At 70.4% G+C, this 19,302-nt stretch carries 15 protein-coding genes; 12 read left to right on the forward strand and 3 right to left on the reverse strand.

Annotated elements, in window-relative coordinates:
- Positions 1-11: 11 nt before the first annotated feature.
- Complete coding sequence (gene chrA, locus BLR99_RS01545; RefSeq protein WP_046060398.1) at positions 12-1,367, forward strand: chromate efflux transporter; 1,356 nt, start codon at positions 12-14, stop codon at positions 1,365-1,367.
- Here chrA and BLR99_RS01550 read toward each other — a convergent pair.
- Entirely contained in the window at positions 1,364-2,077 is a 714-nt protein-coding gene (locus BLR99_RS01550; protein ID WP_011793956.1) for a glutathione S-transferase N-terminal domain-containing protein, read from the reverse strand. The two genes, chrA and BLR99_RS01550, sit on opposite strands and share 4 nt — an antisense overlap.
- A 120-nt stretch (positions 2,078-2,197) precedes the next feature.
- On the opposite strand from BLR99_RS01550, the gene dapF reads away from it, so the two are divergent.
- From dapF to BLR99_RS01570, 4 genes are all read left to right on the forward strand, one after another.
- Complete coding sequence (gene dapF, locus BLR99_RS01555; RefSeq protein WP_046060399.1) at positions 2,198-3,076, forward strand: diaminopimelate epimerase; 879 nt, start codon at positions 2,198-2,200, stop codon at positions 3,074-3,076.
- Positions 3,073-3,774 carry a DUF484 family protein gene (locus BLR99_RS01560; protein ID WP_017440194.1) on the forward strand — a complete coding sequence of 234 codons (702 nt, stop codon included), beginning with the start codon at positions 3,073-3,075 and terminating at the stop codon, positions 3,772-3,774. The genes dapF and BLR99_RS01560 overlap by 4 nt, the downstream gene beginning before the upstream one ends.
- A 7-nt stretch (positions 3,775-3,781) precedes the next feature.
- Complete coding sequence (locus BLR99_RS01565) at positions 3,782-4,762, forward strand: tyrosine recombinase XerC (RefSeq protein WP_074686692.1); 981 nt, start codon at positions 3,782-3,784, stop codon at positions 4,760-4,762.
- A gap of 64 nt (positions 4,763-4,826) precedes the next feature.
- Positions 4,827-6,182, forward strand: coding sequence for a glycoside hydrolase family 10-like protein (locus BLR99_RS01570; protein WP_074686694.1), 1,356 nt, complete (start codon positions 4,827-4,829; stop codon positions 6,180-6,182).
- Between the two features lie 30 nt (positions 6,183-6,212).
- Here the strand turns inward: BLR99_RS01570 and BLR99_RS01575 are convergent, their stop codons facing one another.
- The gene (locus BLR99_RS01575) at positions 6,213-7,835 is read right to left on the reverse strand and encodes a methyl-accepting chemotaxis protein (RefSeq protein ID WP_046060401.1); all 1,623 of its coding nucleotides are present in this window, start codon (positions 7,833-7,835) and stop codon (positions 6,213-6,215) included.
- Between the two features lie 267 nt (positions 7,836-8,102).
- On the opposite strand from BLR99_RS01575, the gene BLR99_RS01580 reads away from it, so the two are divergent.
- On the forward strand, positions 8,103-10,547 hold the full coding sequence (locus BLR99_RS01580) for a hypothetical protein (protein WP_233427203.1): 2,445 nt from the start codon (positions 8,103-8,105) through the stop codon (positions 10,545-10,547).
- 52 nt (positions 10,548-10,599) lie between these two features.
- A complete protein-coding gene (locus tag BLR99_RS01585; RefSeq protein ID WP_011793963.1) occupies positions 10,600-11,787 on the forward strand; it encodes a class I SAM-dependent rRNA methyltransferase in 1,188 nt (395 codons plus the stop codon).
- Here the strand turns inward: BLR99_RS01585 and BLR99_RS01590 are convergent.
- Complete coding sequence (locus BLR99_RS01590; RefSeq protein ID WP_074686698.1) at positions 11,753-13,144, reverse strand: sensor domain-containing diguanylate cyclase; 1,392 nt, start codon at positions 13,142-13,144, stop codon at positions 11,753-11,755. The two genes, BLR99_RS01585 and BLR99_RS01590, sit on opposite strands and share 35 nt — an antisense overlap.
- Before the next feature lie 206 nt (positions 13,145-13,350).
- Between BLR99_RS01590 and BLR99_RS01595 the strand changes: the two genes are divergently transcribed.
- The 5 genes from BLR99_RS01595 (at position 13,351) to hslU (ending at position 19,195) form a co-directional block, all read left to right on the forward strand.
- Positions 13,351-14,442 carry a CobW family GTP-binding protein gene (locus BLR99_RS01595; RefSeq protein ID WP_074686700.1) on the forward strand — a complete coding sequence of 364 codons (1,092 nt, stop codon included), beginning with the start codon at positions 13,351-13,353 and terminating at the stop codon, positions 14,440-14,442.
- 310 nt (positions 14,443-14,752) lie between these two features.
- Complete coding sequence (gene dksA, locus BLR99_RS01600; protein WP_011793966.1) at positions 14,753-15,250, forward strand: RNA polymerase-binding protein DksA; 498 nt, start codon at positions 14,753-14,755, stop codon at positions 15,248-15,250.
- Between the two features lie 88 nt (positions 15,251-15,338).
- A complete protein-coding gene (locus BLR99_RS01605) occupies positions 15,339-17,147 on the forward strand; it encodes an STAS domain-containing protein (RefSeq protein ID WP_074686702.1) in 1,809 nt (602 codons plus the stop codon).
- A 78-nt stretch (positions 17,148-17,225) separates the two neighbouring features.
- The gene (gene hslV / locus BLR99_RS01610) at positions 17,226-17,774 is read left to right on the forward strand and encodes an ATP-dependent protease subunit HslV (protein ID WP_017438298.1); all 549 of its coding nucleotides are present in this window, start codon (positions 17,226-17,228) and stop codon (positions 17,772-17,774) included.
- Between the two features lie 104 nt (positions 17,775-17,878).
- A complete protein-coding gene (gene hslU, locus BLR99_RS01615) occupies positions 17,879-19,195 on the forward strand; it encodes an ATP-dependent protease ATPase subunit HslU (RefSeq protein WP_011793969.1) in 1,317 nt (438 codons plus the stop codon).
- The last annotated feature ends 107 nt before the right edge of the window (positions 19,196-19,302 follow it).

The raw sequence follows: 19,302 nt of genomic DNA on the forward strand, positions 1-19,302 counted from the left end.
CTTTCCTCGCGATGGACCCCATGCCAACTCCTGCCGCCGAGGGCGCGAGCCCGTCGCCCGTGTCCCTGCCGCAGGCCCTGCGCTTCTGGCTGAAGCTCGGCTTCATCGGTTTCGGCGGGCCGGCCGGGCAGATCGCGCTCATGCACGACGAGCTGGTGGACCGGCGCCGCTGGATCTCCGAAAAGCGCTTCCTGCATGCGCTGAACTACTGCATGCTGCTGCCCGGGCCCGAGGCGCAGCAGCTCGCCACCTACCTCGGCTGGCTGCTGCACCGGACGTGGGGCGGCATCCTGGCAGGCGTGCTCTTCGTGCTGCCGTCGCTGTTCATCCTGGTGGCCCTGGCCTGGCTGTACATGGCGCATGGCGATGCGCCGGCGGTGGCAGGGGTCTTCGACGGCATCAAGCCGGCGGTGACGGCCATCGTGGCGCAGGCCGCCCTGCGGATCGGTGGCCGGTCGCTGCGCAGCGGCTGGCTGTGGTCCATCGCCATCGCGGCGTTCGTCGCGCTCTTCGCCTTCGATGCGCCGTTTCCCGCCATCGTGGCGGCCGCGGCGGTGGCGGGCTACATCGGCGGCAGGCTGCGCCCGGCGGCGTTCGGCGCCGCGGTGGCCACCGCCCCTCCAGCGGAAATGTCCCGGATGCAGGGCCGTGCGCTCATCGACGACGACACGCCGGTGCCCGCCCATGCGCGCTTTTCCTGGCGGCGCGCGTGCGCGGTGCTGCTGGCCGGCACGGCCCTCTGGCTGCTGGCCATGGGCGGGCTGCGGGCCGCGTTCGGCCACGATGCCGTGCTGGTGCACATGGCCTGGTTCTTCACCAAGGCGGCGCTGATGACATTCGGGGGCGCGTACGCGGTGCTGCCCTATGTGTACCAGGGGGCGGTCGAGCACTTCCAGTGGATCACCCCGGCGCAGATGATGGACGGCCTGGCGCTCGGCGAAACCACGCCGGGGCCGCTCATCATGGTGGTGTCGTTCGTCGCGTTCGTGGGCGGATGGGCGCGGGCGCTCTTCGGACCGGAGGCCCTGCCGCTCGCTGGCGCCACGGCCGCGGCCGTGGTGACGTTCTTCACCTTCCTGCCGTCCTTCGTCTTCGTCCTGCTGGGCGGTCCGTTCATCGAATCCACGCGCGGCGACCTCCGGCTCGCGGCGCCCCTGGCGGGCATCGCGGCCGCCGTCGTGGGGGTGATCGCGAACCTGGCGGTGTTCTTCGCCATCCACGTGTTCTGGCCGCAGGGCCTGCACGCGGGCCCCGATGTGCGCATGCTGCTCATCGGGGCGGCGTCGGCTGTGGCGCTGATGCGCTGGCGGGTGGGCGTCATCCCCGTCATCCTCGCCGCGGGGCTCGCCGGGCTCGCGATGGCCTAGCTTCTCACGGGAATCTCCAGTCCGCGCGCCACGGCGGGCCGGGCCACGAAGGCATCCAGCACCCGGCGCACATGGGTGAACCGGTCGAACTCCACCAGCTCGCCCGCCTCGTAGAAGCCCACGAGGTTGCGCACCCACGGGAACACCGCGATGTCGGCGATGGTGTAGTCCTCGCCCACCATCCAGGCGCGGCCGTCGGCCAGGTGGCGGTCCAGCACGCCCAGCAGGCGACGGCTCTCGGCCACGTAGCGGTCGCGCGGGCGCTTGTCCTCGTAGTCCTTGCCGGCGAACTTGTGGAAGAAGCCGAGCTGGCCGAACATGGGGCCGACGCCGCCCATCTGCCACATCAGCCACTGCAGCGCGGCATAGCGCTGCGCGCCCGCGGGGGCCAGGAAGCGGCCGGTCTTGTCGGCCAGATAGACCAGGATGGCGCCGGACTCGAACAGCGCCAGGGGCTGGCCGCCGGGGCCGTCCGGGTCCAGGATGGCCGGGATCTTGTTGTTGGGATTGAGCGAGAGGAATTCCGGCGAGGTCTGGTCGTCCTGGTCGAAGCGCACGAGGTGCGCTTCATAGGGCAGGCCGGTCTCCTCCAGCAGGATGGAGGCCTTCACGCCGTTGGGCGTGGGCAGCGAATAGAGCTGCAGCCGGTCGGGGTGGCGGGCAGGCCACTTGCGGGTGATGGGGAAGGCGGCGAGCACGTCGTCGGTCATCTGAACTCCTCGGGGCTAAGGGATGGGCGCAGGGGATGGAGGGCGCCATCATCGCGCGCCCGGCCGGCCCCTGCCGGCGAGGGGCCATGCCGCGCCTGCCGGGCAACGATAATCCTGCGGATGCAGATCCGCTTCACCAAAATGCAGGGCGCCGGCAACGATTTCGTCGTGCTCGACGAAACGCAGGGGCGCCTGGGCCTCACGCCCGCGCAGTACCGCTACCTCGCCGACCGCCACTTCGGGGTGGGGGCCGACCAGATCCTCACCGTGCGTCCGTCGCCGGCCGAGGGCATCGATTTCGAATACGTCATCCACAACGCCGACGGCGGCGAGGTCGAGCAGTGCGGCAACGGCGCGCGCTGCTTCGCCCGCTACGTGCGAGACAAGGGCCTCACCGACCGCGACACCATCCGCGTGCAGACCCTGGCCGGCGTGATCGCCCCGCGCCTGACGCCGGACGGCCGCGTCACCGTGGACATGGGCCGCCCGCGCTTCGACCCCGCGGAGGTGCCTTTCGACGCCTCCGGCCTCGCACCCGCGGCCCGTGGGGCGGGGCAGACGTGGCCCCTGGCCCTCGGAGCCGGCGCCGATGCGCAGGTGGTCGATGTGGCGGTGGTGTCCATGGGCAACCCGCATGCCGTGCAGCTGGTCGGCGACGTGGACGCGGCGCCGGTGGCGCGCACCGGCCCGCTCATCGAGGGCCACGCGCGCTTCCCGCAGCGCGTGAACGCAGGCTACCTGCAGATCGAGGACCGGGCCCGCGTGCGGCTGCGCGTGTATGAACGCGGTGCCGGCGAAACCCTGGCCTGCGGCACGGGCGCCTGCGCGGCCGTGGCCGCGGGCATCCGCCTGGGCCTGCTGGACGCGCGCGTCGATGTCCGCACGCGCGGCGGCCTTCTCACCATCGCCTGGAGCGGCGACCCGTCCGAGTCCGTCTTCATGACCGGCCCGGCCACCACCGTCTTCGAAGGCCAGATCGACATTCCCGACGCACCATGACCCATCCGCATACCCCCGCCCAGGCCGTGCCTCCCATCACGGAAGAAGACATCGCCGAATTCCTCGCCAATACCCCGGGCTTCTTCGAGCGCCATGCCGAGCTGCTGACCGGCGTGGTCCTCACCAGCCCCCACGGGCAGCGTGCCGTCAGCCTGCAGGAGCGCCAGGCCGAGATGCTGCGCGAGAAGATCAAGGGCCTGGAGCAGCGCATCATGGAAATGGTGCGCCACAGCCACGAGAACACCGCCATCGCGCTGAAGATCCACCAGTGGACGCGCGAACTGGCGCAGGCCGGCGACCCGGCGCTGCTGCCGGGCGTGGTGGAGCAGGGCATCCGCCGGCTGTTCGACGTGCCCCAGGCGGCGCTGCGCCTCTGGGACGTGGCCGGCCCGTATGCAGGCGCCGCCTTCGCACAGGGCGCGAGCGCCGATGCGCGCTCGTTCGCCACCTCGCTCACGCAGCCGTTCTGCGGCCCCAACCTCGGGTTCGAGCCCGCGGGCTGGCTGCCCGAACCGGCCTCCGTGCAGTCGATCGCCCTGCTGCCGCTGCGCCAGGGAGCGCTCGATGGCGACGTGCCGGCCTTCGGCCTGCTGGTGCTGGGCTCGCCCGATCCGCAGCGCTTCGGCGCCGACATGGGCACCGACTTCCTCGTGCGCATGGCCGAACTGGCCAGCTCGGCGCTCTCGCGCCTGCGCTGATCCGGCCATGGCGGACGGCCCGCAGCCGGTGGTGCCCACCGATCCCGAGGTGCTGCGCTACCTGGAGCACGTGCGCGTGGAAAAGCGCCTGGCGCCGCGCACCGTCACGCTCTACACGCTCGACCTGGCGAAGCTGGCCGCCAGCGCGCGCGATGCGGGCGTGCCGCTGCTGCAACTGCAGACCGCGCACATCCGCCGCTTCGTCGCGCAGATGCATGCGGGCGGGCGCAGCGGGCGGGGCATCGCACTGATCCTGTCGGGCTGGCGCGGCTTCTTCGCCTGGGCGGCGCGGCAGGGCCTCGTGCCCCACAACCCCGTGCAGGGCGTGCGCGCCCCGCGCGCGCCCAAGCCGCTGCCCAAGGCGCTGGGCGTGGACGACGCGGTGCGGCTGGCGGAGTTCGAGGGCTCGTCGGGCAGCGACCCGTGGCTGGAGGCCCGCGATGCGGCGATGGTCGAACTGCTCTACGGCTGCGGCCTGCGCGTGGGGGAACTGGCGGGCCTGGACGCCGTGCCGGGGCCGGACACGCAGCGCCAGGGCCGGGGCTGGATCGACCTGGAGGCGGCCGAGGCGCACGTCTTCGGCAAAGGCTCGAAGCGGCGCAGCGTGCCGGTCGGCTCGGCCGCGCTGGCGGCCCTGCGCGCCTGGCTGGAAGTGCGCCTGCAGCCCTTCGGCGCGGCGTCCGGCCGGGTGGATGCCGCGCTCTTCCTGGGCCGGCGCGGCGCACGGCTCACGGGGCAGTCCATCTGGTCGCGCCTGCGGCAGCGCAGCCAGCTCGCCGGGCTCTCCACCCCCGTGCATCCGCACATGCTGCGGCATTCCTTCGCGAGCCACCTGCTGCAGTCCAGCGGCGACCTGCGGGCGGTGCAGGAACTGCTGGGCCACGCCAACATCACCACCACCCAGGTCTATACGCGCCTGGATTTCCAGCACCTCGCCAAGGTGTACGACGCCGCGCATCCGCGGGCGCGCCGCAAGCCCGGCGGCTGACGGCCGGCGACGGGCTGCCCCTTCCGGGGCGGCAGGAATTTTCCGTGCTGCAGAATATCGAACCATGCCCCGTCCCCCCGCCACGCTGTTTTCTTCCTCCCCCTCCGATCCGCGCCGCCGGCGCCTGCTCGCCCAGGCGGCCGGGCTGTCTTCCCTGGTGGCGGCCCCGCTGCTGCTGGAAGGCTGCGGCGGAGGGGCCAGCGCTGACACAGGCGTTGGTGGGCCGGAGCGGGCTCTCCCTCGTGCCCGGCCCCTGCGGGCCAGCTGGGTCTCCACGGTCCTGAACCTGGACTGGCCCTCCGCGGAGTCCGTCCGGATCGCCGACGATGCGCAGCGCGCCGCCGTGCAGCAGGCGGAACTGCTGCGCATCCTCGACGAGGCGGCGGCCACCGGCCTCAACGCGGTGATCTTCCAGGCCAAGCCATGCGCGGATGCGCTCTACGACTCCGACCTCCTGCCCTGGTCGCCCTACCTGACCGGCACGCTGGGCCGGCATCCCGGATTCGACCCCCTGGGCTTCGCCGTGGAGCAGGCGCATGCGCGGGGGCTGGAACTGCACGCCTGGCTCAATCCCTACCGCGTGTCGATGGACATGGGCCCGGACACGGTGCGGATGCTGTCCGGCATGCCCGGCGACGGCCCGCCCAGCATCTACCGCGCCCGGCCCGACTGGATCCGCACGGCCGCCCGGCGCTTCGTGCTGGACCCGGGGCTGCCCGAGGTGCGGGCCTGGCTGGGCAGCGTGGTGGCCGAGATCACGTCGCGCTATGCCGTCGATGCCATCCACTTCGACGACTATTTCTATTACGAAACCGCCGATTCGCGCCTGGACGACGCACAGACCTTCGCCACCTACGGCCGCGGCTTCGCGGACAAGGGCGACTGGCGCCGCCACAGCACCCGGCTGCTGGTGCAGGGGCTGTCGGAGCAACTGCGCGCCACCAGCCCCGGGGTGCGCTTCGGGGTCAGCCCCGCAGGCGTCTGGCGCAACCGGGCCGACGATCCGCGCGGCTCGAACACGCAGGCCGGGGCACCCAGCTACGACGCGGCCTTCGCCGATACGCGCCAGTGGGTGCTCGATGGCCTGGTGGACGACATCGTGCCCCAGGTGTACTGGCCCTTCGCGCGGCAGGCGGTGGGCTACGGCACCATCGCGCGCTGGTGGGCGGACGTGGCGCTGGCCTCGCCCGGCGTGCAGCTCCACATCGGCGTGGCGCTCTACAAGGCGGGGCGGCCCACGGCCCAGGAGCCCGACTGGGGCGTGGAGGGCGGGGTGCCGGAAATCCGCCGCCAGATCGACCTCAACGAATCCACGCCCGGCATCCACGGCAGCGTGCTGTTCCGCCACGCCTTCCTGCGGGATCCCGCGGCCGCGGCCGTCGCGGCCTACCTGCGGCAGCGCTGGGCGCCCGCGCCCTGAGGCCGCCTCCTGCGGGCGCCGGGGCCGCGCTCAACCGTGCTGCAGCAGCGCCCGGGGCGTGGATGCCAGGGAAAGGGCGCCGGCCGCGGCCAGCCTTTCACCCGGCAGCCGGAAGCTGGCCACGGTGCCGACCAGTTCCCGGGCGCGCTGGCTCAGGGCCGCGGCAGCGGCTGCCATCTCCTCGACCAGGGCCGCGTTGTGCTGGGTGGAGCGGTCCATATCGTTCACCGCGTCGTTGATCTGGCCCACGCCCTGGCTCTGCTCCTGGCTGGCGGCGGTGATTTCCCCCACCAGCTGCGACAGCCCCTCGATCGACTGCACCACGCTCGACATGGTCTGGCCGGCGCGGCCCACCAGCGCGGTGCCTGCGGCCACGCGGTCCATGCTGGCGCCGACCAGGCCCTTGATCTCGCCGGCCGCCTGGCCCGCGCGCTGGGCGAGCTGGCGCACTTCTCCCGCGACCACCGCGAAGCCCCGGCCCTGTTCGCCCGCGCGGGCGGCCTCCACCGCGGCGTTGAGCGCGAGCAGGTTGGTCTGGAAGGCGATGCTGTCGATGATGCCGGTGATGTCCGCGATGCGGCGGCTGCTGTCCTGGATCTGCTGCATGGTGTCCACCACCTCGGTCACCACCGCGCCGCCCTGGGCGGCCACGCGCGACGCTGCCTGCGCCACGCGGTCGGCCTCCAGCGCATTGCCCGCGTTCTGCCGCACGGTGCCGTTCAACTGCTCCATGGAGGCCGCCGTCTGCTGCAGCGCACCCGCCTGGCCTTCGGTACGCGCCGAGAGATCGCTGTTGCCCTGGGCGATCTGCAGCGCGGCGGAGGACACGCTCTCGGCGCTCTCGTGGATGGCCGCCACCATGGCGGCGAGCTGGTCGCGCATGCTCCGCAGCTGGGCCATCAGGCTCGTCGTGTCGCCCTGGCGTGCGGGAATCTCGATGGTGAGGTCGCCCTGCGCCACGCCGCGCGCCACGGCCGCGGCGGCGCCGGGCTCCGCGCCGAGCTCCCGCAGGATGCCGCGCACGACCAGCGCACCGAAGCCGATGGCGAACACCATGCCCGCCAGCACCGCCGCGATGACGCCCGCGCGGGTGCTGGCGTAGCGGGTCTCGGCCGTCTCGTAGGTGCTGCGCGCCGTATCGAGCTGCACCTGGGTGAGCGCCGCCAGCACTGCCTGCAGCGGATCGAGCGCCGGATACATCTCGCGGGCGGCGAACGCCGTCAGGCCGGGGATGTCCCGGGCGCGCAGCAATTCCTCCAGGGCCTGCACGGCGGCGTCGGCGCGCGCCTGCAGCGGCCCGAATTCCGAGATCAGGCGGCGTTCCTCGGCGTGCAGTCCGGCCGCCCGGTAGGCGGCCCACTGTTCCCGCACCTCCTTGCGCGCCGCATCGACCGCCTCCAGGCCCTGCTGCGGCGTCAGCGCGCCGTCGCGCACCTTGTGGGCGGTGTCCACGATGCTCACCGCGTAGGCGTCGGCCACGCGCTTGATCTGCTGCAGTGGTACCACGCGGTCGTGGTAGACGGAAACCAGGTCGGCGTTGGAGCGGGCCATGCCCAGCAGCCCGGCGGCGCCGACGCCGGCAGCCAGCAGGCAAAGGGCGGCCAGGAGCCAGCCGAGACGTGTGGACACCTTGAGCCGGTGCAGGTAGTGCATGGGATTCCCTCGTGAGCGGATGGTGTGGGATCTATCTGTGTGGATGGATGCGGGCCGCAGGGCCTGCAGGCACGGATCCTAGGAAAGCCCGGCTCCGGCTTTCTCAACAATCCTCAAATCTTCTTTGTCTGACACGGCGCTTCTGTCGCGGGCTGGACAATTCCGCTCTTTTGTGCACGACGGCCCCGGGATTTGTCCGCGGGAGGCGCGCGATCGTCGAGAATGGCTGTTGAAGATCACAAGGGGCGTCCGAGTACGCCAGGACGCATGACCCAGAGACACCAGCGTGGGCGTATGGAATCGAGCGCGGCCCGCGCGGCGGGGGCTTTGGCCCTGACGCTGCTGGCGTGTCTCGCAGGCGGCGGCGGGCTGTGGGCCCGCGGCCAGCTGCATTCGGTGGCCGCCGCGAATCCGGCGCCCCAGATCAAGGCACAGGTCGCGACGCCGGGGCGCGCCGTCGGCTATGTGGAAGATTTCGAGCAGACCCCGGGGAGCATGCTCTACGTTCGGGGTTGGACGCTCAGTCCCGACGAGATCGGGAGCGTCGAGGTCCTGGTCAACGGCCGCGCCGAGGCGGTGCTGCCCTACGGGCTCCAGAGACCGGACGTGCACGCCGCGCATCCCGGATTGCCCGGGGCTTCGAACGCGGGGTTCGAGGGGCGGGTGGCGCTGCGGTCCCTCGACCGCCGGATCGGCTCCGTCGAGGTGGTGGCCGTCGACCGGAAGGGACAGAAGACCATCCTGCAGCGGCAGGTGTTGTTTCCGGATGACTACAAAAGCCGCTGGAGCAGCTACCTGCCGGAGCGTGGGGTCGCCCCGGACGAAGTGTTCTATTTCCCGATCGCCACGAGCCACGTGGGCGAAGGGGGGGCGGACGGCATCCGTGAAACGTTCGCCGCTTACGAGAGCCGTACCGTCAAGGCCGGGATCCGGGTCCAGATCCTCTACATGCGCACGACCGTGGGGGCCCGGGGCGACTATGCCTTCGACCCGGATTTCGTCCCGGACAAGAAATGCGGGCAGCGGTTCATCGCGGAAGACAGCTTGAACCGCGTGATGCGCTACGCCATCGAAAAGAACGTTCCGGTGCTGTTCACGCTCAATGGCGGCATATGGGCCGACGCGCCCTGCGATGCGCCCCAGTGGGACATCAACGACGTCCTGGAGAAGGACGACGGACTGTGCCAGTGGAACGAGAAGAACCAGGTCATGCCCGACGCGGCCCTCTCGGGACAGCCCGGGTCGTTCGAGTCGCCGGAACTGGGCCGCTCCCTGAGCCTCAACGTGTTCGCCGAACGCGCCCGCTTCTACAAGAAGCGCAACCTCCAGCAGGCGTCGGCCCTGATCCGGCGTTTCGCGTCGGAGCATCCCGATCTCTTCATCGGCATCAACCTCGATCCGGACGTCTACGTCAACCCGTTCTTCGAGGGCAAGCAGTGGTACGACTACAACCCCCAGACCCTGCGCCAGTTCAGGGACTGGCTGCGCGGCACCGGGCCCTATGCGAACGCCGGGGGGGCCGGCGTTCCCGATCTCTCCGCCTATCGCCGCCCGCGCGCCCTCACCCTGGCAGACGTGGACCGGCTGACCGGCAGGCGCCATGCCAACTGGGAGGAGGTCGATCCGCCCCGGGAGTTTCCCACGCAGATCTCGCAGTTCTGGAAGGACCCCTGGACACAGGAGTGGGAGCACTTCCGCCGCCACCTGGTGAAACTGCACTACGACGAACTCTCGCGGTGGGTCGCCCAGACGGGCATACCGGTCAGCCGCATCTATTCGTCGCAAGGCTTCATGCCGCCCGGGAAACTCATCGATCCCTTCGCCGTGCGCCTGGACAGCCCTGCCAAGAACTATGACTCCGGCGGCATGTCGATCGAAGGCTCGGTGCCGGTCGAGGGGCGCCTGGGCGCGATCATCTATGGCGACAGCGCCATCAACGCGATCCGCATGGAAGGCCATGCCTCGCTGTTCGACGAGTTCCGCCGCTACAGCCCGGAATGGGCGGTGGTGGAATACAACACGGCCGACCTGACCACGCCCGCGCAGATGGCGGGATACGGCCAGGCCTATCGCTCGCTGCGCGACATCGCGAACTACGGCGCGCGCTTCGTCTCCCCGATGGCCTGGAACGGCAGTCCGGGGGAGGCTGCGGGCACCCGGGAATACGTCGGCTACACCTCGCTGCGTCGCACCCCCCTGGAACAGGCCATCATGCAATTCATGATGTCCCGCTACGACCTGCCCCGCGGTGCGCGGCTGTGGACGTTCGGGGCCGGCACCCATGACGATACGGACCAGTGGCAGGCCGAGCGCGGCTCCCGGATCGCAGCCACCCCGAAGGGGCTGCGCGTGGTGCTGGACGGCCAGGGCCGCGCCAGCGTGGTGTCGCCCGCCGAACTGGCGGTCCGCCGCGGCGCGTTCGATGCCCTGATCGTGCAGGCCGACGGCGGCGGGGAGGGGCTGAGGCTGGGCGTGGAAATGCAGGTTGCCGGCGGAGCCTGGCAGCCCCTGGTGGACGAGACCCCCGTGCAGCAATGGGACCGGCGGAGCGCCGGCTTCCGCATCCCGCTGCCGGCGGCGTCCGCCCGGGACGCCGGGTCTTACGACCGCCTGCGGCTCGTCTGGCGGGGACGGCCCGGCGCCGCCGTGGACCTGGGTCTCGTGGCGCTCTACCCGGCGCGCGCAGCCACCGCGGAGCCTGCCGCCCGCTGAACCGCCCCGGATGCCGGTCCGGGCGCACCGCGGCTCCCGGACAATACGGCCCATGAAAACCATCCGCCTGCGCCCTGGCAAGGAGCGTTCCCTCCTGCGCCGCCATCCCTGGATCTTCGAATCGGCCATCGCCAAAGGCGGTGGGGACGGCGGCGAAACCGTGCGGGTGGAGTCGGCGGACGGCCGCTTCCTGGCCTGGGCCGCGTTCAGCCCGGCATCGCGCATCCGTGCCCGCGCCTGGAGCTTCGACGAGGCGCAGCGCATCGACCCCGCGTTCTTCGCCGCGGCCGTGGAGCGCGCGGTCCGGGCACGGGAACGCTTCGCCATCGAGAGCGACGGCGTGCGCCTGGTGCATGGGGAATCCGACGGCCTGCCCGGCCTGGTCGTGGACCGCTACGGCGACACCCTGGTGGCGCAGTTCACCAGCGCCGGCACCGAGCGCTGGAAGGCCGTCCTCGCCGATGCCCTGCTGAAGGCCACCGGCCTGCAGAAGCTCTACGAACGTTCCGACGCCAGCGTGCGCCAGCTGGAGGGCCTGGAGCCCGCCACGGGCTGGCTGCGCGGCGAAGGCCCCACGGAGCTGTCCATCCGCGAACATGGCTGGCGCCTCACCCTGGACATCGCCGAAGGCCACAAGACCGGCTTCTACCTCGACCAGCGCGACAGCCGCCACCGCTTCTCCGAGGCCGTTCGCCGACTCGGCGCGCGCCAGGTGCTCAACTGCTACTGCTACACCGGCGGCTTCACCGTCGCGGCGCTCGCGGGCGGAGCCTCGCAGGTGACCTCCATCGATTCGTCGGGACCGGCGCTGGAACGCGCGCGCTCGCATGCCGCCCTCAACGGCTTCGACGCCGCCCGCACGGAGTTCCTCGATGCCGACGTGAACGCCTCCCTGCGGCGCTTCCTGCAGGAGGGCCGCCGCTTCGACGCCATCGTGCTCGATCCGCCGAAGTTCGCCCCCACGGCCGCGCATGCCGAGCGCGCCGCCCGGGCCTACAAGGACATCAACCGCCTGGGCCTGCAATTGCTGTCTCCCGGCGGATTGCTCTATACCTTTTCCTGCTCCGGTGGCATCAGCGCCGACCTGTTCCACAAGATCGTGGCCTCGGCCGGCGCCGACGCGGGCGTGGACGGCTACATCCTCGAGCGCCTGGGCGGCGCGCCCGACCATCCCATGACCCTGGAATTCCCGGAGGGCGAATACCTCAAGGGCCTGGCGGTGATGCGCAAGGCAGCGTGACGGGCGCCTGCGGGCCGCTGCCTGCGCCGGCCATCTCGACGCGCCCGCGGCCGCCGCGCTTGGCGGCGTAGCAGGCCGCGTCCGCATCGGCCATGAGCTTTTCCACGGGCTCCTGCGCGGTCCCGAAAAGCCGCACGCCGACGCTCGCGCCGATCCGGAAGGCACGTCCCGCCGAGTGGAACGGCTCGCCGCGCAGGGTATCGACGATCTGCAGGCCGGTGCCCAGGGCCTTCTGCCGGTCGCAGTGCCGCAGAAGCACCACGAACTCGTCGCCGCCCAGCCGCACGAGCACGTCGTCTCCGCGCACGCACCGGCGCAGCCGGTCCGCCACCTGGCAGAGCACGTCGTCGCCGGCCGCATGGCCGGCCTCGTCGTTCACGGCCTTGAATCCGTCCAGGTCGATGAACAGCAGCGCGTGCGAGCCGGGCTGGGCGGAGAGTTCCTGGACCTTCGCTCCGAGCGTGCGGCGGTTGAGCAGGCCGGTCAGCACATCGTGGTGCGTTTCGGTGCGCAGTTGCTCGGCCAGCACGCGCAGTTGCTCCTCGCTTTCACGCGCGCGCAGCTCGGCCGCGCGCAGTTCGCTTTCGTTGCGCTTCACTGCGGAGATGTCCGTGTGCAGCGCGTAGTTCTGCCCGCCGGCGCTGCGGTTCATGGTCACGCGCATCCAGCGGCCGCCGGGCAGGGGCACCTCGAAGGGGGCGCCCTCGAAGAAGGCGGCATCGTGCAGGGCCGCGGCCACGTCCTGGGCGCGCCGCAGGCGCTCGTGGGCATCGGGCGATGCATCCCAGAGCTGCCGGACGATCTGCACATAGGTGCGCTGCGCCAGCGCTTCCCTGGAGGCAAGCCCGTGCATCGTCACGAACAGGTCGTTGGCATACAGGATGCGCCCTTCGTCGTCGAGCACGGCCGCGGCTTCGCCCAGGTCTTCCAGCATCTGCCGGGTGCCCGAGGCCGGCAGCACCGGCTGGATTTCCGCGGCCGGCACGCCGGGGTCGCCGTCCGTGTGCGCCACGTGCTGCCAGACGCGGATGCGGTGGCCGCCCTGCACCGGCACCGCGGCCACGCGCAGCCAGCGTCCCAGGTGCTGGAAGACGTAGGGGCGCGTCTGCAGGCGGTTGCGCATCAGCCCATCGGCGATGAAGCGGTCGATATGGGGCAGGTCTTCGGGCGGCAGGCGGCCCTGGTAGAAGCGCCGCAGGTTGTCGGCATAGGGTTCGCCGGCATGCACGTGGCCTTCGTGCTCCGGGAAGAAGCGGAGAAACGAGGCATTCCACACAACGGTACGCTCCTCGGCATCGAACACGCACATGGCGATGCCCAGCGAATCCAGGAGCGTGGCGGTCAGTTCGAAATCCATGGCCTGGAAAGGAGCTGGAGGAACGGCTCGGAAGGGCTGTCGGGAACAAAAATCCGGAAAATCAATGTAGCGCATTTCCCCGCGCGCCAACCGGGGAAAAGGCGGGCTTTGGCTAGCGAAATCCATGGGGTGTTGACAGCCTCGCTAAACTTTTGGGAAGGTGTGCCGTGCCGGCACCCTCCACCTTCCGAAAGCGTTTGCCGACCATGTCCCTCATTCCGACCACCATCCTCACGGGCTTCCTGGGCTCGGGCAAGACCACCCTGCTCAAGCGCGTGCTGACCGAATCGCACGGCCAGAAGATCGCCGTCATCGAGAACGAATTCGGCGAGGAGAACATCGACAACGACATCCTGGTGACGGATTCCAAGGAGCAGATCGTGCAGATGAGCAACGGCTGCATCTGCTGCACCATCCGGGAAGACCTGCGCGAGACGTTGCAGTTGCTGGCCGCCAAGCGCCGCAAGGGGCTGCTGGACTTCGACCGCGTGGTGATCGAGACCACCGGCCTGGCCGACCCGGGGCCCGTGGCGCAGACCTTCTTCATGGACGAGGAGATCGCCGAAACCTACCTCATCGACTCCATCATCACTCTGGTGGATGCCAAGCACGCCGCCCAGCAGCTGAACGACCGGCAGGAAGCGCGTCGCCAGGTGGGCTTCGCCGACCAGATCTTCCTCTCCAAGACCGACCTGGCGCCGGCGGAGGAGACCGACGCGCTGATCCACCGCCTCAAGCACATGAATCCGCGCGCCCCGATCAAGGCGGTGCATTTCGGCGAGGTGCCCGTCGCCGAGGTGCTGGACCTGCGCGGCTTCAACCTGAACGCCAAGCTCGACATCGACCCCGACTTCCTGAAGGAAGAGGACGACCACGGCCATGACCACAGCCATGACCACGACCATGGGCACGACCACCACGGCCATGACCACGAACACGGCGAGCACTGCAGCCATCCCTCGCACCAGCACGGCGGCCACGGCCACCACCATCACCATGACGACGACGTGAAAAGCTTCGTCTACCGCGCCGACCGTCCGTTCGACCCGGCCAAGCTGGAGGATTTCCTGGGCGCCATCGTCAACATCTACGGCCCCCGCATGCTGCGCTACAAGGGCGTGCTGCACATGAAGGGCACCGAGCGCAAGGTCATCTTCCAGGGCGTGCACCAGCTCATGGGCAGCGACCTGGGCCCGCAGTGGGCCGAGGACGAGAAGCGCCAGAGCAAGATGGTCTTCATCGGCATCGAGCTGCCGCAGGACATCTTCCAGCAGGGGCTGGAACAGTGCCTGGCCTGAGCCGCTCCCGGGCCGGACGCCGCGGCCGGTTTGTAGGATAACCACTACTTCGCGGGGGGCGGCCGCGCAGGCGCGAAATCGGCCGATACAATCGCGCCCCGGCAAAAACAGGAGGACACCGCCGCCGCATCGACCGCTTCCGGCAGGGCGGGCGGCACGGGCGGAGACCGGGTTTGCCGCGCCGCCGTCCCATTCCGGTGGAAACCGCCGGTCGTAGGAGGCGGCCTTCTTCCCGTTTGGAGCAATTGACCGTACCATCCACGGCACCGTCGCCGGCCACCCCGCCGGCGCAGCCAGCCTAATACACATCATGCCTACGACCCTGCAAGCGCAATCGCCCGTCGCGGCCGCCAAGAAAGACCCGAAGCTGGCCAACAACTGGAAGACCAAGCCGGCCGAGGAGCTGTCCGACGCCGAGGTGCTTTCCATGCCCGACAGCGAATACATGAACGAGAAGCAGCTGGCCTTCTTCCGGCACAAGCTCGTGCAGCTCAAGCAGGACATGCACAACAACGCGGGCGAGACCACCGAGCACCTGCGCGAGGACACCGTGGTGGTGCCCGATCCGGCCGACCGCGCCACCATCGAGGAAGAGCACGCCCTGGAGCTGCGCACCCGCGACCGCGAACGCAAGCTGCTCAAGAAGATCGAGCAGTCCATCGCGCGCATCGATGCGGGCGACTACGGCTACTGCGACGAGACCGGCGAGCCCATCGGCGTCGGCCGCCTCCTGGCGCGCCCCACGGCGACCCTGTCCCTGGAAGCGCAGCAGCGCCGGGAATTGAAGCAGAAGATGTTCGGCGACTGACGGCCCCGCGACCGGCCCGATCCACCGTTTCCCGCACTTCTGCGCCCGACCCCGTGCCGAGGCGCGTGCCCTCCAGCCACGACCACCCATGAGCAAGGAAGAATCCTCCCGCGGCCTGCTGTCCAAGGTGGTGCGTTTCGTGCGCAATCCCACCGTCAACTGGAACGAGCTCGACTCCATCGACGAGGAGCGCGAGAGCCAGTACAGCAAGCAGATGCTCAAGGAAATGATCGAGCGCAAGCGCCGCAACGACTTCGTGCGGCGCCGTGAATTCGACCAGTTGCGCAAGCTGCGCCAGCGCGAGGCGCTGCACGGCCAGCGGTCCGACGACCAGACCGCCCGGCCCTCGTTCTTCCATACCAGCATGACCTCGCCGGACGACCGGGCCGTCACGCTCAAGAAGATCGACGAGATCGAAGCCCAGATGTCCCAGCAGTGGTGGAAGAGCAAGCAGCCCGCCGGGGCCTCGTCCCCCGCAGGCGCGGCGCCCACCGAACCGGCGCCCATCGGCGCTTCGGATTCCACCATCGCGGCGCACGCCCGCGCCTTCGCGCCCACCGCGCCGGCCAGCCTGCCCGCGGGGTTGTCCGAGCCCGGCGTGCAGCCCCTGTTCTCCGGCGAAAGCCTGTCACCCGCCACGGATTTCATCGCCGCCACGGTGCCCCAGACCTTTCCCGGCGCGCTGTCTCCCGAAGTCTCCCGCCCGCTGGCACCGCCCCCGCTGCTCACCGAGCGGGCCGAGCCGCCGCCCCGCGCCGTACCCGCCTACGTGGCACCGGAGCCGCCTCCCTACGTGCACGAGCCCGACCTGGAGGAGGCCGCGATCCGTTTCGCGAACGGCGACTACGCCGGCGCGGAGGCCGGGCTGCTAGAAGCGCTCGCCCGGCACGAGAACGACGAAGACCTGGCGCGCCAGGCCGAGTTCTGGATGGCGCTCTTCGACTTCTACCGGGCCACGGGCGACCAGGCGCGCTTCGAGGCGCTCGCCATCGATTTCGCTGCCCGGTTCGGCCGTTCCGCGCCGCTGTGGTTCTCCATGCCGGAGCTCCTGGGGCTGCAGCCTCCCTCCGCGGCAGCCGCGGACGAACCCGCGGGCGGAGCCCCGCGCGAGTTCCTCTGGAACGCGCCCTCCGTGCTCACCGCGCAGTCGGTGGCCGCGCTGCAGGCCTCCGTGGCGCGTGCGTCCGCTCCGCCCTGGACCTTCTCCTGGTCGCGCCTCATGACCATCGAGGAGGGCGCCGTGCCGGGCCTGGCGCAGCAGTTCGAGCAGTGGGCGGACCGCACCGAGGCCATCGTCTTCAAGGGCGTGGACGCCCTGGCGAGCCTGCTGGAGGCCCGTACGCCCTCGGGCGACCGGAGCGTGCCCCCGGACTGGTGGCGCCTGCGCATGGCGGCCCTGCGGCTGATGGGGCGCCCCGACGAGTTCGAGCTGGTCGCACTGGACTACTGCGTCACCTACGAGGTTTCCCCGCCGTCCTGGGCGCCCCCGGCGTGCAGCTATTGCGACGACGGGGGCGGCGCCGGAGGAACTGCGGACGCCGCCGTCCCTTTCGACGCGGATGCCTTCTCCTCGGGCTTCGGCGAGCCGCCCTCCCAGCCGGGCGGCCTGGAGCCTTCCGTGGCGGCTGCCGTGCTGTCCGGGCACATCGAGGGCGATGCGACGGCCGTGCTCGAACCCCTGGAGGCGCACCTGCACGCCGGCGTGCCCTTCTCCATCGGCTGCGACCGCCTCGTGCGGGTGGATTTCGCCGCCGCAGGGTCCGTGCTGAACTGGACCGCCGCCCAGCAGGCGCTGGGCAACGTGGTGCATTTCACCCAGGTGCCACGGCTGGTGGCCGTGTTCTTCAACGTCATCGGCATCCAGGAACACGCGCGCGTCGTTCCGCGGCAGAACTGAGTCCTTCCCCATGGGCCGGCACGCAGGCCGGCCGGGGGACTGTTGCAATCCGGGCCTCCACCCCCAATTCCGGACGCTATGGAACAGTTTCACGGCACCACCATCCTCAGCGTCCGCCGCCAGGCCGCGGACGGCACCATCCAGGTCGCCATCGGCGGCGACGGGCAGGTCACGCTCGGCAACATCGTCGTCAAGGGGTCGGCGCGCAAAGTGCGCAAGCTGCACCACGGCAAGGTGCTGGCGGGCTTCGCGGGCGCCACGGCCGATGCCTTCACGCTGTTCGAGCGCTTCGAGGGCAAGCTGGAGAAGCACCAGGGCCACCTGACCCGTGCCGCCATCGAGCTGACCAAGGACTGGCGCACCGACCGCGTGCTGCGCCGCCTGGAGGCCATGCTGGCCGTGGCCGATGCGAGCGCCTCGCTCATCATCACCGGCAACGGCGACGTGCTGGAGCCCGAGCAGGGCATCGTGGCCATCGGCTCCGGCGGCGCCTACGCGCATTCCGCCGCCAAGGCCTTGCTGAACCACACCGAGCTGTCCGCCGAGGAAATCGTGCGCAAGTCGCTCGCCATCGCGGGCGAACTGTGCATCTACACGAACATGCACCACACCGTCGAAACGCTCTGACGCCCCGCGTCGTCCTTCCGCCGAGAGCGGCGGGCCTGCCCGTGGGCCGCCCGCCGTGTCCCCTTCCTGCCGGTTCCCGGCCCGTTCCGTCCCGAGTGAACACCATGTCTTCCATGACCCCCCAGGAAATCGTCTCCGAGCTCGACCGCCACATCGTGGGCCAGTCGGGCGCCAAGCGCGCCGTCGCCATCGCGCTGCGCAACCGCTGGCGCCGCCAGCAGGTCGATCCCGCACTGCGCCAGGAGATCACCCCCAAGAACATCCTCATGATCGGCCCCACCGGCGTGGGCAAGACGGAAATCGCCCGCCGCCTCGCCCGCCTGGCGGATGCGCCGTTCATCAAGGTCGAGGCCACCAAGTTCACCGAGGTGGGCTACGTCGGCAAGGACGTGGACTCCATCGTGCGCGACCTCGTCGAGGTGGCCGTCAAGCAGACCCGCGAGGCCGACGTGAAGAAAGTGCGCGCCCGGGCCGAGGATGCCGCCGAGGACCGCATCCTCGACGTGCTCATCCCCACGGCGCGCACGGGCGAGCAGCCCGCGGACAGCACCGCGCGCCAGGTGTTCCGCAAGAAGCTGCGCGAGGGCCAGCTGGACGACAAGGAGATCGAGATCGACGTCGCCGACGCCCGGCCCCAGCTCGAGATCATGGGTCCCCAGGGCATGGAGGAAATGGCCGAGCAGCTGCGCGGCATGTTCAGCCAGATGGGCCACGAGCGCCGCAAGGCGCGCAAGCTGCGGATCGCCGAGGCGCTGAAGCTGCTCACCGACGAAGAGGCGGGCAAGCTGGTCAACGAGGAGGAAGTCAAGACGCGCGCCCTGCAGAACGCCGAGCAGAACGGCATCGTGTTCATCGACGAGATCGACAAGGTCGCCACGCGCCAGGAGGCCGGCGGCTCCGACGTCTCCCGCCAGGGCGTGCAGCGCGACCTGCTGCCCTTGGTGGAAGGCACCACCGTGAGCACCAAGTACGGCATGGTGAAGACCGACCACATCCTCTTCATCACCTCCGGGGCCTTCCACCTGGCCAAGCCGAGCGACCTGATCCCCGAACTGCAGGGGCGCTTTCCCATCCGCGTCGAGCTGGAGTCGCTCTCCGTGGGCGATTTCGAGGCCATCCTCACCCAGACGCATGCCTCCCTGGTGAAGCAGTACCAGGCGCTGCTGGCCACCGAAGGGGTCACGCTGGAGTTCGTTCCGGAGGGCATCACCCGGCTCGCCCACATCGCCTTCGAGGTGAACGAGCGCACCGAGAACATCGGCGCGCGCCGGCTGTCCACGGTCATGGAGCGGCTGCTGGACGAGGTGAGCTTCGACGCCGCGAAACTCTCCGGCCAGACCGTGCGCGTCGATGCCGCCTACGTGGACGGACGCCTCGCGAGCCTGAGCCAGAACGAGGACCTTTCGCGCTACATCCTGTAAGAAGCGAACTTTTCCTACAGACTTGTGGATGTTTCCACAGGTTTTTCCCAATTCGCACCGCCGCCCGGACGCCAGCCGCCGGGCGGCGGTTTCGCTTGGGCGCCGCC

This window comes from Paracidovorax citrulli (assembly GCF_900100305.1).
GTDB classification, from domain to species: Bacteria; Pseudomonadota; Gammaproteobacteria; order Burkholderiales; family Burkholderiaceae_C; genus Paracidovorax; species Paracidovorax citrulli.

Excerpts from the sequence above, each read along its gene's own strand:
- BLR99_RS01550 (WP_011793956.1), bottom strand. The coding sequence starts at position 2,077 with ATGACCGACGACGTGCTCGCCGCCTTCCCCATCACCCGCAAGTGGCCT.
- dapF (WP_046060399.1), top strand. The coding sequence starts at position 2,198 with ATGCAGATCCGCTTCACCAAAATGCAGGGCGCCGGCAACGATTTCGTC.
- BLR99_RS01605 (WP_074686702.1), top strand. The coding sequence starts at position 15,339 with ATGAGCAAGGAAGAATCCTCCCGCGGCCTGCTGTCCAAGGTGGTGCGT.
- BLR99_RS01595 (WP_074686700.1), top strand. The coding sequence starts at position 13,351 with ATGTCCCTCATTCCGACCACCATCCTCACGGGCTTCCTGGGCTCGGGC.
- BLR99_RS01570 (WP_074686694.1), top strand. The coding sequence starts at position 4,827 with ATGCCCCGTCCCCCCGCCACGCTGTTTTCTTCCTCCCCCTCCGATCCG.
- BLR99_RS01580 (WP_233427203.1), top strand. The coding sequence starts at position 8,103 with ATGACCCAGAGACACCAGCGTGGGCGTATGGAATCGAGCGCGGCCCGC.
- hslV (WP_017438298.1), top strand. The coding sequence starts at position 17,226 with ATGGAACAGTTTCACGGCACCACCATCCTCAGCGTCCGCCGCCAGGCC.
- BLR99_RS01585 (WP_011793963.1), top strand. The coding sequence starts at position 10,600 with ATGAAAACCATCCGCCTGCGCCCTGGCAAGGAGCGTTCCCTCCTGCGC.
- dksA (WP_011793966.1), top strand. The coding sequence starts at position 14,753 with ATGCCTACGACCCTGCAAGCGCAATCGCCCGTCGCGGCCGCCAAGAAA.
- hslU (WP_011793969.1), top strand. The coding sequence starts at position 17,879 with ATGTCTTCCATGACCCCCCAGGAAATCGTCTCCGAGCTCGACCGCCAC.
- BLR99_RS01565 (WP_074686692.1), top strand. The coding sequence starts at position 3,782 with ATGGCGGACGGCCCGCAGCCGGTGGTGCCCACCGATCCCGAGGTGCTG.
- BLR99_RS01590 (WP_074686698.1), bottom strand. The coding sequence starts at position 13,144 with ATGGATTTCGAACTGACCGCCACGCTCCTGGATTCGCTGGGCATCGCC.
- BLR99_RS01560 (WP_017440194.1), top strand. The coding sequence starts at position 3,073 with ATGACCCATCCGCATACCCCCGCCCAGGCCGTGCCTCCCATCACGGAA.
- chrA (WP_046060398.1), top strand. The coding sequence starts at position 12 with ATGGACCCCATGCCAACTCCTGCCGCCGAGGGCGCGAGCCCGTCGCCC.
- BLR99_RS01575 (WP_046060401.1), bottom strand. The coding sequence starts at position 7,835 with ATGCACTACCTGCACCGGCTCAAGGTGTCCACACGTCTCGGCTGGCTC.